Origin of the sequence: Streptomyces sp. NPDC006326 (assembly GCF_040612915.1) — a bacterium.
Taxonomy (GTDB): Bacteria; Actinomycetota; Actinomycetes; order Streptomycetales; family Streptomycetaceae; genus Streptomyces.
The window spans coordinates 200,568-215,189 of sequence record NZ_JBEXRC010000008.1 but is presented as its reverse complement, the minus strand read 5'-3'; the positions used below and the strand labels follow the sequence as shown (position 1 = coordinate 215,189).

Here is a 14,622-nt window from a genome sequence, read left to right as displayed (position 1 = left end):
CCGCGCGCTCTTGCGGCGGGCGCCCCCGCCGCCCCGCCACGCCGGGGGGGGGGCCGCGGCGGCGGCCGGGCGGTGGCTGCGCGCCGCCGCCCTGCGCTCCGCCGCGCTCCTCGCCCTGCTCCTGCTCTGGGAGACGGCGCCCCGGCTCGGGCTCGTCGACGCCACCTTCCTCCCGCCCGTCAGCGAGGTCGCCAAAGCCTGGTGGGAACTGCTGCTCGACGGGCAGCTCGGCGAGCACGCCCGGGCCAGCCTCACCCGCTCCTTCGGCGGCTTCGGCATCGCCGTCGTCATCGCCGTCCCCCTCGGCCTGCTCATCGGCTGGTACCGCCCGGTCGCGGCATTCCTCGGCCCGCTGCTGGAGGTGTTCCGCAACACGGCGGCCCTCGCACTGCTCCCGGTGTTCGTGCTCCTGCTCGGCATCGGCGAGACCTCGAAGGTCTCCATCGTGGTCTACGCCTGCGTCTGGCCGATCCTGCTGAACACCATCAGCGCCGTCGGCAACGCCGACCCCACCCTGGTCAGACTGGCCCGCTCCATGGACCTGTCCACCCCGAGGCTCTTCCAGAAGGTGATCCTCCCGGCGTCCGTCCCGGCGATCTTCACCGGCATCCGACTGGCCGGGGCCGTCTCGATCCTGGTCCTCGTGGCCGCCGAGATGATCGGCGCCAAGGCGGGCCTCGGCTACCTGATCAACGCCTCCCAGTTCAACTTCGCCATTCCCCAGATGTACGCCGGCATCATCACGATCTCCGCGATCGGCGTGGCCTTCAACCAGCTCCTGGTCACCGTCGAACGCCGTCTCAGCCTCTGGCGCGTCCCCGCCTGACCACCCCGCCCGGCGCCCTCTGCGCTGCACGAGGCCCCCGTACCAGGTCCCGTCGGCCCCGTACGAGGCGCCGATCTGCCCACGGGGTGCCCGCCGCACCCCGCCCCGACCCGAGGACGAGAACATGACCGCCCGTACCCTCCACCTCAACGCCTTCCTCATGAACGCCGGCCACCACGACGCCGCCTGGCGCCACCCCGCGAGCACCCCCGAGCGGGTCACCGACCTGAAGTACTTCCAGGAGCTGGCGCAGACCGCCGAGCGCGGACGGCTCGACTCCATCTTCTTCGCCGACGGGCTGGCCCTGTGGGGCAAGGCCCGCTACAACGCCCTCGGCGGGTTCGAGCCGCTCACCCTGCTGTCCGCCATCGCCGCCGTCACCGAGCACATCGGGCTCATCGCCACCGTCTCCACCACCTTCAACGAGCCCTTCCACCTCGCCCGCAAGTTCGCCTCCCTCGACCACATCAGCGGCGGCCGGGCCGGCTGGAACATCGTCACCTCCGGCACCGTCGACGAAGCCCGCAACTTCGGCCGGGACGAACACCTGGAGCACGGCCTGCGCTACGACCGCGCCCGCGAGTTCCTCGACGTCGCCACCAAGCTCTGGGACAGCTGGGAGGACGACGCGATCGTCCTCGACAAGGAGCGCGGCATCTACGCCGACACCGACAAGCTGCACCCCGCCGCCCACCGCGGCGAGTACTTCGGCGTCGCAGGCCCGCTGAACGTGCCCCGCTCCCCGCAGGGCCACCCGCTCCTCGTACAGGCCGGCTCCTCCGAGGACGGCAAGGAGTTCGCCGCCCAGTACGCCGAGGCCGTCTTCACCGCGCAGCAGACCCTCGCCGACGGGCAGACGTTCTACAAGGACCTCAAGTCCCGGCTGGCGAAGTACGGGCGCAGCGAGGACGACCTGCTGGTCCTGCCCGGGATCGCGCCGGTCATCGGCTCCACCGAGGCCGAGGCGAAGGCCCTGGAACAGCAGCTCACCGACCTCCAGGTGCCGGAGTACGGCCTCGCCCAGCTCTCCGGGATGCTCGGCACCGACCTCACCGGCCTCCCCCTCGACGGCCCGCTGCCCGAACTCCCGGAGGAGCGGGACATCAACGGCAACAAGAGCCGCTTCACCCTCGTCGCCGAGCTGGCCCGCCGCGACGGGCTCACCCTGCGCGAGTTGATCGCCCGTCTCGGCGCCGGCCGCGGGCACCGGGTCTTCGCCGGGACCCCCGAGCAGATCGCCGACCAGCTGGAGGAGTGGTTCACCCGGGGCGCCGCCGACGGCTTCAACATCATGGCGCCCGTCCTTCCCACCGGACTCACCGACTTCGTCGACCACGTCGTCCCGATCCTCCAGCGCCGCGGCCTGTTCCGCACCGAGTACACCGGGGCCACCCTGCGCGAGAACTACGGTCTGCCGCGCCCGGCGAACCGGTACGCGAAGGAGGCGGTGTGACCGGCGACTCCGGCCGCCCCGGCCTCGGCGACATGTTGAGCGACGTGCTCGTCGTCGGCGGCGGCCCGGCCGCCACCTGGGCGGCCCTTGCGGCCGCCCGGGCCGGCGCCTCCGTCGTCCTGGCCGACAAGGGCCACTGCGGTACGAGCGGGGCGACGGCCGCCGTCGGCACCGGCGTCTGGTACGTCCCGCCCGACCCCGCCGCCCGAGAGGCCGCCATGGCAAGCCGCGAGGGCCTCGGCGGCTACCTCGCCGACCGCCGCTGGATGGCCCGCGTCCTCGACGAGACGTACGCGCGGATCGACGAGCTCGCCACCGAAGGCCGCTACCCGTTCCCCTCCGCCCCCGACGGAACACCGCTGCGCAACGGCCTCCAAGGCCCCGAGTACATGCGGCGGATGCGCATCCGGATCCGCCGCGCGGGGGTCCGCATCCTCGACCACAGCCCGGTCACCGAGCTGCTGACCGACGCCGACGGCGCCGTCGCGGGCGCCGCCGGCTACCGCAGGCAGGCCCGCGAGCACTACCGCGTCCGGGCCGGCGCGGTCGTCCTGGCCACCGGCGGCTGCGCCTTCCTCAGCGGGGCGCTCGGCACCAACACCAACACGGGCGACGGCGCCCTCTTCGCCGCCGAGGCGGGCGCCGAGCTCTCCGGCATGGAGTTCTCCAACGCCTACGGGATCGCCCCCGAGGGGACCTCCGTCACCAAGACGGCCTTCTACGGCTTCGCCACCTTCTACCAGGAGGACGGCACCGTGCTGGAGGGCGCCGCCAGCCAGGGCGGCCGCTCGGTGATCGCCCGTGCGCTCCTGGACGGCGCCCGGGTGTACGCCCGGCTCGACCGCGCCGGTGAACAGGTCCGGGCCGCGATGCGGCGTGCGCAGCCCAACTTCTTCCTCCCCTTCGACCGGCTCGGCATCGATCCCTTCACCGACCGGTTCGCGGTGACGCTGCTGGCCGAGGGGACCGTGCGCGGCACCGGCGGCATCCGGATCACCGGCGACGACTGCTCCACGGGGGTGCCCGGCCTGTACGCCGCCGGGGACGCGGCCACCCGCGAGGAGATCTGCGGGGGCTTCACCGGAGGCGGCAGCCACAACGCCGCCTGGGCCATCGCCTCCGGCAGCTGGGCGGGAGCCGGTGCCGCCGCCTGCGCGCGGTCCCTCGCCCCGGGCAGCGCCGCGGCCCGCCCGGTCACCGGGGCCGGCGGGGCCGGCCTCCGCCCGACGGGGCGTCGGGCCGCCGGGGCGGACCACCGGGCGGCCGTGGAGCTCGTACAACAGGAGGTCCTCCCGTACGACCGGAACTACCTGCGCCGCGGGGAGGTCCTGACGGCTTCACTGCGTACGCTCGACGCGGCGTGGGCCGAGCTGCGGGACGGCCTGAGCGGGGCCGGCGCCGACCTGGTCAAGGCCCGGCAGGCCGCGGCGATGACCGCGCACGCCCGGTGGATGTACGCCGCAGCCCTGGCCCGGCCCGAGACCCGCGGGATGGCCAAGCGGCTCGACCATCCGGAGCAGGACCCGCGCCTGCACCACCGGATCCTGGTGGGCGGTCTCGACCGGGTGTGGACCCGGCCGGCCGCCCTGGCCGGAGCGGGGAGCGCGTCGTGATCGAACTGGTTTCGGCGGAACGCTGCATCGCCTGCGACAAGTGCGTGGAGGTCTGCCCGACGGACGTGTTCGAACGGGGGCCGCAGGGCATCCCGGTGCTCGCCCGGCAGGAGGACTGCCAGACCTGCTTCCTGTGCGAGGCCAACTGCCCGGTGGACGCCCTGTTCGTCGCGCCGCTGACCCGGCCGCTGCCGGAGGACCCCGCCGTACGGGACGAGGCCGGGCTGCTGGCGCGGGGGCTGCTCGGCAGCTACCGGCGCGAGATCGGCTGGGGCGAGGGCCGCACCCCCGGCTCCCTGCGGGCGGTGGGCCCGTCGCCGGGCGGAGCCGGAGGGACGCCGCTCATCTCCTAGGAGGCGTCCTGCCGGAGACCGGGTGACCGGGTGCGGGGTGCCGTCGGGAGGATCCTTCCGGCGGCACCCCGCCTGTCCGCTCACACGGTGAGCACGATCTTCCCGCGGGTGCGGCCGCGGCGCTCAGCTCCCAGGCCATGACCAGCGCCTGGAGGACCTCTACGGCGCCGTCGCCGTGGAAGTCCAGGCCGGCGTCGATGCCTTCGGGGACAGGGCGCGGATCCGGTCCGCCATGCCCTCGCCGTACAGGACCGGTTCGGCGCCGAGGCCGCGCAGGAAGTCGTGGTGGAGGTGCCTTGACGCGCACCTCGAAGAGGGGATTGACGGGCCCACTTGGGGCGCGGTGCGTCAGTGTGCGGCAGAGCCGGGGGAGTTCCGTATGCGCTGTATGCGATGGCCTACGTGATCGCCCCAACGGCGTCCGGAGGGGCGTCGATTCCCCGGGCATCCCTCAGGCGGGCAGGCTGTTGCGGTGCGAGCGCCGTCGGGCCGCGCTGAACAGGGCGTGCATCTGGGCGCCGGACTGTTCGACGTCGTCCAGCAGGGAGGGGAAGGGCAGCCGTACGTCACGGTGGCCGCTGCGGTGTTCAAGGCGCAGGGTGAGCCCGTACCGGTCGAGGGCGACGGGCAGCGCGCGCACCAGGGCGGGGGTGTCGGGGCGCGGGGGGACCAGGCGCAGCAGGAGGGTGACCAGTTCGGCGTGGTCGTCGAGGAGGTGGGTGAGCATCCCGGCCTCGTGCGGGGCCAGCGGGTCGGGCCGGGCCGCGTCGAGCTCGTCGAGACCGGTGTACGAGCGGCCGTCGGGGGTTTCCAGGACGGCCTGCGCGAACTCCATGCAGGTGGCGGGGGAGTCCCCGTCGGGCGTGCCGGCGGCGGGGGCTTCGGGGTACGGGGTGAGCAGGCGGCCGAGGATCGTCACGCGGGCGCGGACCCGGTCCCGGGCGGGGGTGGGCACGAGGTCGGTGAACTCCAGCCGGACCGCGGGGCCGTGTCCCGCGGCCGGGCCGGGTCCGGCCGGGTGGAGGTGGATGCGGCTCAGCGGGTCGGTGCCGTCGAGGTGGCGCACCTCGGTGCGCAGGCCGTCGGTGACGACGGTCAGGGAATGGGCGGCGGCCAGGACCGACCGGATCCGCTCGGCGGGGGTGGGGCGGAGTTCGGCGGCGGGTGTCGCGGAGGCATCGGGGAAGCTGGGCATGCGCATGCGGATCTCTCCCACATTCGGGGGTCCAAGAAAGTAAGGCTTGCCTAACCTAACTCATCGCATCTCCGGGAGGAACCTCGCGTCCCTCGTGTCGTTGTTGGGCTGAACGGGTGAAACGCGAGAAGATGGCGGGATGCACATGAAGCGCACGGCCGAGGCGGCCCGGTGAGCAGGTACGACGTCACGGACGAACAGTGGGAGGGGCTCGCGCAGGTGGTCCCCCTGCGCAGTCGCAACGAGTGGCCCTCCCGGGTGGACCACCGGACCATCCCCGCCGCCCCGGGGGCGTCCGCGGCGGAACAGCGGCGCTTCGTCGTGATCCGGGTCCAGGTGTTCGCCGACGCGCGGGAGGTGGCCGAGTACCTGATCGCGCAGATCCCGGTGCTGCTGGACCTCACCGGCGCGGACAGCGAAGTGGCCAAGCGGATCCTGGACTTCAGCAGCGGCGTGGTCTTCGGCCTGGGCAGCGGAATGCACCGCGTCGACCGGAACGTCTTCCTGCTCGCGCCCGTCGGGACCGAGGTCGAGGGCATCGCGGCCGCGGCCGTCCCCCGATCGTAGGAAGCTCGCGGCGACGGAACGGTTCGCCGGACCCCCACAGGGCCCGCCGGCCCGTACCGTCCGCCGCATGAACCCGCACCCCCACTTACCCGAAGCCCCACGTCCCACCGCACCCACCACCCCCAGGCCCCCGGCGGCCGGGCCGGCCGCCGGCGCGCCTGACGCCGTGGCGCCCGGCGCTGTGGCGGCCGCGGCGATCCCGCCCGATGCCGCGGCGCCCGACACTGTGCCGGCCCTCGCAGCCGCGTCCGGCGTTGGTGCGCCTGGCGTCGTCGCGGCCCCCGCGCCGGAGCCTGTCGGTACCGCGGTGGCCGCGGCTGGGACTGCCGAAGCAGCGGCCTCCGTCGTCGCGCTTGGCGCCGAGCCTGCCGCCGTCGCGGCTTGTACCGTCGAACCTGCCACGGTTGTGGTCCCCGGGGCCGAAACCGGCGTAACTGGTGTGCCGGCGCCCGCGTCCGGCGTTGGCGCAGTGACCGAAGCCGGGCCGGCCGGTACCACGGTCCTTGCCGTCGCGCGCGGCGCTGATGTGGCCCTGGCGGCCGGGGTTGCCGCATGTGCGGTGTCCGCCGCCACGCCCGCCGCCGGCGCGGTGCCCACGGGCGGGCTTGGCGGCTCCGCGGTGTCCGTGGCCCTGCCCGGTGCCGGCGCGGCGCCCGCAGGCGGGGCCGGCGGGGGTGGGGCGGTCGGGTCCGCGGTGCGGGTGGAGGGTGTGGTGCCCAGGCAGGGGGGTTATCAGCGGCCCGTCGTCACCGAGTTGCGGCTCTCCGCCTTCGCCGCGCACCGGGCGGCCCGCTTCGCGCTCGGGCCCGTCACCTTCTTCACGGGGCCGAGCGGGAGCGGCAAGTCCCAGGCGCTGGCCGCCTACGAGGCCCTCTCCGCCCTGGCCTCCGGCGCCCTCCTGGAGGAGGCGTTCCCCGACGCCCCGGCCCGGATCCCCGAGCGGGCCCTTCCCGACGGGGAGGGGCGGCGCGGGTTCCGGATCGGCTGCACGGTCGACGGGCCGGCCGGGCCGGTGCGCCTGGACCTCGCCGTGCAGGCCGAACCCGTCCTGCGGATCGTCGGGGAACGGCTCTCGGCCGGCGGGCAGGTCCTGCTCAGCACCGCCCTGCGCGACCCCGGCCGGAGCTCCGTCCAGGCCGCCTGGCTGACCGGCGGGACCACCGGCGTCACCCGCGCCCCGCTGCCCGACGACCGGCTCGGGACCGCCCTGCTGCCGCTGCGCGTGGCCGGGGCCACGGCCGGACAGCGCCAGGTCCTGGCCGCCGCCGAGCAGGTGGTGGTCGCGCTGCGCTCGGTCTTCGCCTGCGACCCGAGCCCCGAGCGGATGCGCGCCCCCGTGCCTCGGGGGGAGGGCCGGCTGCTGCGCGACTGCGCCAACCTGGCCGACGTACTGCGCCGGACCCGCCACGAATGCGGTACCCGCCACGCCCTGCTGGCCGGGGCGGCGCGGACCGGCTGCGCGGGCCCGGTGGAGGGCTTGGACGTACGGGTTCCGGGAGACGGCCCGGTCACGGCCCTCCTCGACCGCGGCCGCGCCCGGCCCGCCACCGAACTGGGCCGGCTCGGCGCGGGCGAGCTCCGTTTCCTCGCGCTGGCGCTCGTCCTGCTGACCGGCCCCGGAGTGCTGGCCGTGGACCCGGCCGCCGAACTGCTCGCGGCCCGCCAGGCACTGACGGTCCTCGCCGACGGCTTCGACCGCGCACTGGACCGACGCCAGAGCGCCGAACTGCTGCGCCTCGCCCTGCTGTCCTGCGGGCGCGGCCATATCCGGCTGGTCGCGGCGGTGGGCGAGGCGTGCGCCGACACCGCGCGCGGGATCCCCGGGGTGACGGTGGTAGACCTGGGGCATGAGCGAGACGCATGACGAAGACGCCGCACCCGTCCCCGGGGAGGCGCAGCCGGGTGGGCCGGAGCCGGCCGAGCGGCTGCACCGACTCCAGCGGCGACTGGCCGAGTTCGCGGCGGCGCGGGGCTGGCAGCCGTACCACACGCCCAAGAACCTGGCGGTGGCGCTGAGCGTCGAGGCGGCCGAACTGGTCGAAATCTTCCAGTGGCTGACCCCGGAGCAGTCGGCGAAGGTCATGGAGAAGCCCGAATCCGCCCATCGCGTGGCCGATGAGGTGGCCGATGTGCTCGCGTATCTGCTGCAATTCTGTGAGGTTCTCGGGGTGGATGTGCTGGATGCGCTCGCCGCGAAGATCGAAAGGAACGAGCTCCGCTTCCCCGTGGCGGATACTCCGACCCCGAATCGTCACTCTTCGGAGTGATGGCGTCATCCCCAACCATGTTTGTGTCCACAGATTTCCGAATACCCCTGGCTTTACTGGCGCATTGCCCTCACTCTGGGTAGTGGAGGGAACGGCGGATGTCGTGCGGACGGGGGACGGCATATGGATGCGGTACGGCTCATCGCGGCCGGCCGGCACGCGCTGGCACAGAGCGGGGCGGCGATGGACATCGTGGGCGAGGCCTGGCAGGCCCAGGCACTCGCGCAGGGGATAGGCGGCTGGCTGGCGGTCACCGGGCCGCCGGAGCTGAGAGCGGAGGCACGGGGACTGGGTGAAGCGGGAGGCAGAGGCTGCGGCGTGCTCGACAGAGCCGCCGTCCGCGGAGAGGGCAGCGCGCCCGGCTATCCGCCGAGAGCCGCGCAGCTCACGGAGGTGTCGGACGTCCGGCAGGCGCTGCTCGGGCTGCAGGTGCTGCTGGGCGAAGTGGGGATAGCCCTGGTCGGGGTGGCCTGCGGGACCGACGACGAGGGCCTGTACTGGCAGTGCATGGAGTCCATCGACGCGGCCGACGAGTCGAGCGACCGCGTCCGGGCGATCCTGCGCCGGCTGGCCGTCCGGGAACGGGGGTCCGCGTCGGGAGTGGCCTGAGGGGCCACGGGATCACGGCCGCTGTCCAGGCGGGAGCACGGGGCCCCGTCGCGCGCGACGGGACCCGCGCGGTCACAGCGACCGGTGGGTGGGCCGCTCGCTGTCGGGCGCAGGCCCGCCCGGGGCCGTGGGCGTGCCCGGAGTGCGGTCCACGGAGGACTGGGAGAGCTGCGGGGACGGGGAGGCCGGGGAGGACTGCGGGGCCTGGGAGGCCGGGGAGGACTGCTGGGGCTGAGAGGACTGGAGGTCGGCGTCGAGCTGCGACAGATCGGCGTTCAGCGCGGCCATCAGCTCTTCCATCTGCTGCAGCAGGCCCTTCGGCGCGCCGCCCTGGGCGGAGGCCGCGGGTGCCGGCTCCTGGCGTACGTGGTCGTGTGCTGCCTGTCCGGTCTGTCCAGCGTGCTCGGGCACGGACTCGTGGGACATGGCGGCCTCCTCGGCCCTGGCCCTTCCGGAGCGGAAGGGGGCGGTGGACGCACCGGCGAGAGGCCGCCGGCGCGCGGGCCGGGCGGTCCGGCTCCGTCCGAGCCAACGATCCCCATCCGGGCTGGTCACTGGCCGGGCCGGGGCCGAGCACCGCGTTGACGCAGATTCACCCTGCAGGGGTCGGAGAGGCAGGATGGGAGCATGGATCTCCGTATCTTCACCGAGCCCCAGCAGGGCGCGAGCTACGACACGCTCCTGGCCGTGGCCAAGGCCACCGAGGACCTCGGCTTCGACGCCTTCTTCAGAACCGGTACCGTATCTGCCCATGGAGCTAATCTCCCTGGGGGACAGGGGCCAAGACATGGTCAGGGCGAGGACGTACGGCCGGCAGAGCCACAAGTCTGAGTCGGACAGCCAGGCGTCGCCGAAGATGCAGAAAGACACCGGTATCGCATTCATCAACAGCCAGGCGGGGTGGGAGCACACCGGGCACTACGAGGATGTCGGTCTCTCTGGCTACGACCCTAATGTCTACCGCCCCGATTTTGAGCGGATGCTCGAAGACGCCAGGAAGGGCGAGTTCGACGTCCTGGTGATCTACATGCTCTCGCGCCTCACCCGGCAGGGGGCGGCAGAGGCTCTCAAGATCCAGCAGGAGCTAGCGAAGTACGGCGTCGCGCTCGTCTCGACGCAAGAGCCCTTCATCAACACGAGCGACGACAACCCCTTCGGAGTCGCGTTCTTCGCCCTGATCGCCGGCCTGGCGCACCAGGAGAGTAAGAACAAGTCCAAGTTTATCAAGGACGCGTTCGCCGTCCTGAAGGCCAAGGGGAGCCACTCCTCCGGCCCCGTGCCGCACGGGTTCGTCGCGGAAGAGATCAACGTCGACGGGATCACCATTCGTCAGTTGAGCCCAGGACCTCGCGCCCGTGAAACCGACGCACTGAATCCGGCCCCCATGCCCGCTGACTCCATCGACTTCATCATCGACGGTGCGGAAGACGGCAAGACGGCAAACGCCATCGCTACGGAGCTCACAGAGAAGGGCTATCCCACGCCGCTTGACAGCCTCGACGAGGAGGCGGCGAAGGCCCGTAAGACGGCCGCACAGAAGCGTCGCAAGGGCGGTGAGTCCGACGCTGCCCAGTCCGAGTGGTCCTCAACAGTCGTCCTGCGCATCCTGCGTGATCCGCGGCTGGCCGGATACGCAATCGGCCCCGTGGACCCGAAAACGAAGATGCGAACCATCCTTCGCGACGAGGAAGGGCAGCCTGTACAGGCGCACGAAGGCTTCGTGAGCCCCAAGCGGTGGTACGACATCCAACAGACGCTGAACGGCCGCAAGCGGGAGCGTCGGCGGGACCGCACGGGAGAGTTGACGCTACTCGGCTCGTGGGGGTTCCTGCGTTGCGGCCGATGCGACGCCGGGATGACTGTGGCACGGTCCAGCGCGTCGTACGCCTGCAACCTGCGGCGGACCGTGGGAGAGGTTCCCAAGCACGTCATGCGCATCGGTATGGAATCCGCGGAACAGGTTGTAGTGCAACGCGTCTGGGCGCGTCTCGGAGCGCTGGACCCGAGCGACTCGGACGACGTCGAATGGCTCGCCGTGGCCGCAGAGCGATTCGCCGTACAAGGCGTGAATCCTGAGGCGGCAGCGGAGTTGGCGGAGCAGGAAGCGCAGTTGGAGCACGTCCAGGAGAGCATTCGGGAGCTGACGGAGGACCGGGACGCATACGTCGGTCCCACGGCCCGCAAGGCATTCCGCGAGACGATGGCCAAGTACGCCGCCCACGAGGAGCGGTGTGCAGCGCGCATTGACGAGCTGCGAGCGTCAGCCACGACTTCCGCCCGCCTGCCCGTGGACGAGTGGATGGAGGCGGGAGACGGGGACCCGTTCGCACCCGGCGGCGTGTGGTCTCGCTGGGATGTGGTGGAGCGACGCGCCTTCCTGTCGCTCTTCGTCGACCGAGCCGTCGTCCTGCCGGAGCCGACGAAGCGGGGGCCGGCTGCTGGCCGAGCAGAGCAGCGCATCGAGATCACGTGGGCGTCGCGACCGGAACCTGAAGGCGACGAAGAGGCCGATTAGGTAACGGTCCGATAACGGAATCTGAGAGACGTGGCGGCGCCTCATCGCCACGTTCGCCCAACTTCCCCCTCACGTCAGCTGATCGGCCTCCACCCCGGGTGGCTGAGTTATTCACAGGAGTGCTGTGGATAACTACTGTGGGTGGTTGCGGACGGTGTTGTGGCTACCGTGAGAGACCGTCAAGGCCCAACCGGCACCCAAACTGCCAAACCAACCCCTTATTTCTACTTCTCTCTAACGCGTGTTAAGAGAAATGGAAAAAGGGGGTTAGTTTGGCGGTTCGGCTCAGGCTTGACCAGGCCGGGCGCACGAGGATGGGCCGCCGATGTGAACGCCCACCCCATAACAGTAGTAGAGGGAAGATCGGCGGCCGTCGCGATTGGCGGGCGGCCCACTCCCTCCGACGGCCGGCGCCGCTCCTGCGCTCCCCGCACTCTCCTCCGGGTAGACGCGCGGTTGCAGCGGCGTCGGCCTGTCCTAAGACTTCCTGCTGACGTCCAGGGGACGGGTGGCGGGGGAGTGCGACGAGCCGGGGCGGCTCCACGGTGTGAGTGATCACGGGATGCACGCGCTACCCCGATGATGCTTCGCGGGTTCGACCCCCGCCTGCCCCGGCTCGTCAATGGCCGTGCCGTACCCGATCGCGACGGGTACGCGGTGTGGCAGCGTCCCGGACGCTGGCGGGTTCAAGTCCCGACACGGTCACGCACGACGGCTCACCCGCCCCGACGGGCCAACTCACCGACAGGTCGATTAGTGGACTTCTTCGATTGTGATCGGCCCGTTGTCCATCGCGGCCATACTTGCGAAAGTGAAGTGATATGGGCTGGCGCACGAATAGGCGATGCTCTTTGTGGGCGAAGTGATGCGAAATAGGCGAGAGGGGGCGCATTCCTCACTGTTCGCTAACGCCATGTGACACTTCCGAGCTTCCATACGGCGGACTTTATCACACCTGGGTATATCGCAGCGCTAAGAATGCACGTCCGTAGCTCAGTTGGTCAGAGCACCGGCCTGATACGCCGGCGGTCCCTGGTTCAAGTCCAGGCGGGCGTACGACGGTGAGACGGACGCCCAGGCGTAACCGTCGTGCTGCTCCTCGACGAAGTGGGCGGCACAATTGATCTCGTAGCTCAGCGGACAGAGCGCCGTACTACGGATGCGGAGGGCGGAGGTTCGAGACCTCCCGAGATCACTCGGTACCAAAGCAGCTACCCCGGCCGACGGGGAAAGCGTTGGTACCACCCACCCGGGCGACGAGGTGGACCGGTCACGGGCCGGCAATCAATCGACGCGCACTCACCGCCGGGTCGGCCTTGACGGTGGGTGGCTAGCTTCCGTAGCTCAGTGGTTAGAGCGTCCGCCTGTCGAGCGGAGGGCCGCCGGTTCGAATCCGGTCGGGAGCGCAGACATGGGGAAGGGCCGACGAACGGCGGCGAAGCCCGGCGGTCGCGGCTACGGTCCGCTAGTATCTGACTACGGTGTTCGCACCGGCCGGGGTTGTCGACGTTGCTCGGACCCCCCTACTGCGCCCGGTGAACGGCTCAGGCGGTTTTTTAGCCATGAACTACGAAGCCACTGACGGGCAGACGCAGAGCACGGCGCCCCCGCTCGTCGAGTGGGGGCGTTGTTGCGCTGTACCGCAAATCCAATGCCCCCGTAGCTCAGTGGAAGAGCAGCGCTCTCGTAAAGCGCGTGCGCAGGTTCGATTCCTGCCGGGGGCTCTGCTGGACCGCATACCCAATGCGCTTGCGCACGTCACTGCGGACAGAGGCCGTGAGCCGGTGAGTGACGCCGGCTGCGACGACCAACACCCGGGCCTCACGGTCCGGACGACGGGACGTAGCTCAGAGGTAGAGCGCCGGCTTTGGGAGCCGGACGCCGCAGGTTCGATCCCTGCCGTCCCGACTTACTGGGGGCGCGTGAAGACGAGGTTCGCGTGTCGCTGGAGCCCATCGCCCTCGAACTGCGTGCTGGCCAGCGTCCACCCGATCGCCGTGACGTCCTGAATGGCCTTCGCAAGGTCGACGTCCCGGCCCCCGGGCCGCGGATAGTGCTTCCGGATGAACACGGTGTCCCCGCGCTTCCAAGCCTCGCCGGCCGCCTCGTGGATCGGCGGGATGGCGATCTTCTTCAGGAGCTTCCTCAGCATGCGCTGAGCGTAGGCGACGACCACGGCGGGAGGTAGCGGAATGGCGTGGGAGGGAAGCGATCGACGGCAGCGACTCCCGAAGGACTGGCCGCGAATCCGGCGACGGATCATCCGCCGTGACGGTGGCGTCTGCACGGCCCGCTACAGCGACGGCCGACGGTGCGAGCTGCCCGGCACGGACGTCGATCACATAGTTCCCGGTGACGACCACCGGGATGAGAATCTTCAGCTCCTCTGTCCGTGGCACCACGCGCGGAAGAGCGCCAACGAGGGCGGCTCAGCTGCCGCTCGAACACGACTCACTATCCGCCGGCCTACGGCGACACATCCCGCGCTGGAGGACTGATGGCGGACACGATGCGGGCGGGAATCCCGCTCTACGCACACCCCGGGACGAACGCTCGCTCCTGGGCCGCTCTGGCGCCTGAAGGGCTGCCCGTGTCGTGGGTGGTGGTGAACCAGAACTCAGGCCCCGGATCTCCGGAGGACACCGTTCTGACGGCCGCTGCAAAGGCGGTTGGCTCAGGTGCCCAGCTGTGCGGCTACATCGATCACAACTACGGCGCCGTAGACGACTTCACGATGAAGGGCCAGGCGGAGGAGTGGGTAGCGCGCGGCATCACGGGCGCCTTCATCGACCGTGTGTCCTCCGACGTCGCTGACGTCCAGGATGTGGCCCGTACCGTGCTGCACCTGCGACAGTCGGGCGTCACATACGTGGTGCTCAACTGCGGCACGGTGCCAGCGCAGGGCATCGTGGACAGCGCGGATGTGACGGTCACCTTCGAGGGCAGCATGGCGGACTACCGCACACTGGCCCTGCCTGACTGGCTCACTGCACTACAGCCTGAGCGCACAGCACACATTATCTACGAGGCCACTGCTGCCGACGTGGAGGACGCAGTAGAGCTAGCCCGTGTGCGTGGGTGCCACCACGTGTACGTCACCTCAGGCACGTTCGCCAGCGGTAACCCATGGGGCACCTTGCCGGCCTACTGGTCCAGCCTGGTGGCTGAGCTCACCCGCTACCCTGCCCGTCCTACCCACAGGTGGCGGAGGTGACTGGCGCTCA

At 71.3% G+C, this 14,622-nt stretch carries 13 protein-coding genes, 5 tRNA genes and 2 pseudogenes; 16 read left to right on the top strand and 4 right to left on the bottom strand.

What is annotated here, in order from left to right; genetic code table 11:
• Nucleotides 1–76 precede the first annotated feature (76 nt).
• The 4 genes from ABZ128_RS09780 (at nucleotide 77) to ABZ128_RS09765 (ending at nucleotide 4,245) form a co-directional block, all read left to right on the top strand.
• Nucleotides 77–826, top strand: a complete 750-nt coding sequence (locus ABZ128_RS09780) for an ABC transporter permease (protein WP_356847233.1) — start codon at nucleotides 77–79, stop codon at nucleotides 824–826.
• 124 nt (nucleotides 827–950) lie between these two features.
• Nucleotides 951–2,279: an LLM class flavin-dependent oxidoreductase gene (locus tag ABZ128_RS09775; RefSeq protein ID WP_356847222.1), complete on the top strand. Its 1,329-nt coding sequence runs from the start codon at nucleotides 951–953 to the stop codon at nucleotides 2,277–2,279.
• Nucleotides 2,276–3,892, top strand: a complete 1,617-nt coding sequence (locus ABZ128_RS09770; protein WP_356847221.1) for an FAD-binding protein — start codon at nucleotides 2,276–2,278, stop codon at nucleotides 3,890–3,892. The genes ABZ128_RS09775 and ABZ128_RS09770 overlap by 4 nt, the downstream gene beginning before the upstream one ends.
• A complete protein-coding gene (locus ABZ128_RS09765; protein ID WP_356847220.1) occupies nucleotides 3,889–4,245 on the top strand; it encodes a ferredoxin family protein in 357 nt (118 codons plus the stop codon). The genes ABZ128_RS09770 and ABZ128_RS09765 overlap by 4 nt, the downstream gene beginning before the upstream one ends.
• A 139-nt stretch (nucleotides 4,246–4,384) precedes the next feature.
• Here ABZ128_RS09765 and ABZ128_RS09760 read toward each other — a convergent pair.
• Nucleotides 4,385–4,533: pseudogene (locus ABZ128_RS09760) on the bottom strand (NADP-dependent oxidoreductase); the annotation flags it as partial.
• A gap of 163 nt (nucleotides 4,534–4,696) precedes the next feature.
• On the bottom strand, nucleotides 4,697–5,446 hold the full coding sequence (locus tag ABZ128_RS09755) for a DUF2470 domain-containing protein (RefSeq protein WP_356847219.1): 750 nt from the start codon (nucleotides 5,444–5,446) through the stop codon (nucleotides 4,697–4,699).
• A 165-nt stretch (nucleotides 5,447–5,611) separates the two neighbouring features.
• Here ABZ128_RS09755 and ABZ128_RS09750 point away from each other — a divergent pair, with 165 nt between their 5' ends.
• The 4 genes from ABZ128_RS09750 (at nucleotide 5,612) to ABZ128_RS09735 (ending at nucleotide 8,883) form a co-directional block, all read left to right on the top strand.
• Nucleotides 5,612–6,007 (top strand): cell division protein SepF, encoded by a 396-nt coding sequence (locus tag ABZ128_RS09750; protein ID WP_356847217.1) that lies wholly within the window; start codon nucleotides 5,612–5,614, stop codon nucleotides 6,005–6,007.
• A gap of 712 nt (nucleotides 6,008–6,719) precedes the next feature.
• Nucleotides 6,720–7,871 carry an ATP-binding protein gene (locus ABZ128_RS09745; RefSeq protein WP_356847216.1) on the top strand — a complete coding sequence of 384 codons (1,152 nt, stop codon included), beginning with the start codon at nucleotides 6,720–6,722 and terminating at the stop codon, nucleotides 7,869–7,871.
• Nucleotides 7,855–8,274 carry a nucleotide pyrophosphohydrolase gene (locus ABZ128_RS09740; protein WP_356847214.1) on the top strand — a complete coding sequence of 140 codons (420 nt, stop codon included), beginning with the start codon at nucleotides 7,855–7,857 and terminating at the stop codon, nucleotides 8,272–8,274. Before ABZ128_RS09745 ends, ABZ128_RS09740 begins: the two co-directional genes overlap by 17 nt.
• Nucleotides 8,275–8,397: 123 nt before the next feature.
• Nucleotides 8,398–8,883, top strand: a complete 486-nt coding sequence (locus ABZ128_RS09735) for a DUF6099 family protein (protein WP_356847212.1) — start codon at nucleotides 8,398–8,400, stop codon at nucleotides 8,881–8,883.
• A 72-nt stretch (nucleotides 8,884–8,955) separates the two neighbouring features.
• Here the strand turns inward: ABZ128_RS09735 and ABZ128_RS09730 are convergent, their stop codons facing one another.
• Nucleotides 8,956–9,309, bottom strand: coding sequence for a hypothetical protein (locus tag ABZ128_RS09730; RefSeq protein WP_356847234.1), 354 nt, complete (start codon nucleotides 9,307–9,309; stop codon nucleotides 8,956–8,958).
• A gap of 201 nt (nucleotides 9,310–9,510) precedes the next feature.
• Between ABZ128_RS09730 and ABZ128_RS09725 the strand changes: the two are divergent.
• From ABZ128_RS09725 to ABZ128_RS09695, 7 genes and pseudogenes are all read left to right on the top strand, one after another.
• A pseudogene (locus ABZ128_RS09725) lies at nucleotides 9,511–9,618 on the top strand (LLM class F420-dependent oxidoreductase); the annotation flags it as partial.
• A gap of 16 nt (nucleotides 9,619–9,634) precedes the next feature.
• On the top strand, nucleotides 9,635–11,398 hold the full coding sequence (locus tag ABZ128_RS09720; protein WP_356847210.1) for a recombinase family protein: 1,764 nt from the start codon (nucleotides 9,635–9,637) through the stop codon (nucleotides 11,396–11,398).
• 982 nt (nucleotides 11,399–12,380) lie between these two features.
• Nucleotides 12,381–12,454, top strand: a tRNA-Ile gene (locus ABZ128_RS09715).
• Between the two features lie 66 nt (nucleotides 12,455–12,520).
• Nucleotides 12,521–12,593: transfer RNA gene (locus ABZ128_RS09710), tRNA-Arg, on the top strand.
• Between the two features lie 138 nt (nucleotides 12,594–12,731).
• Nucleotides 12,732–12,804 (top strand) — tRNA-Asp (locus ABZ128_RS09705).
• 247 nt (nucleotides 12,805–13,051) lie between these two features.
• A tRNA-Thr gene (locus ABZ128_RS09700) sits at nucleotides 13,052–13,122 on the top strand.
• 112 nt (nucleotides 13,123–13,234) lie between these two features.
• Nucleotides 13,235–13,306, top strand: a tRNA-Pro gene (locus ABZ128_RS09695).
• 1 nt (nucleotide 13,307) lies between these two features.
• Here the strand turns inward: ABZ128_RS09695 and ABZ128_RS09690 are convergent.
• The gene (locus tag ABZ128_RS09690; RefSeq protein WP_356847209.1) at nucleotides 13,308–13,550 is read right to left on the bottom strand and encodes a hypothetical protein; all 243 of its coding nucleotides are present in this window, start codon (nucleotides 13,548–13,550) and stop codon (nucleotides 13,308–13,310) included.
• Nucleotides 13,551–13,895: 345 nt separating this feature from the next.
• Between ABZ128_RS09690 and ABZ128_RS09685 the strand changes: the two genes are divergently transcribed.
• Nucleotides 13,896–14,612, top strand: coding sequence for a spherulation-specific family 4 protein (locus ABZ128_RS09685; protein WP_356847208.1), 717 nt, complete (start codon nucleotides 13,896–13,898; stop codon nucleotides 14,610–14,612).
• Nucleotides 14,613–14,622: the final 10 nt, after the last annotated feature.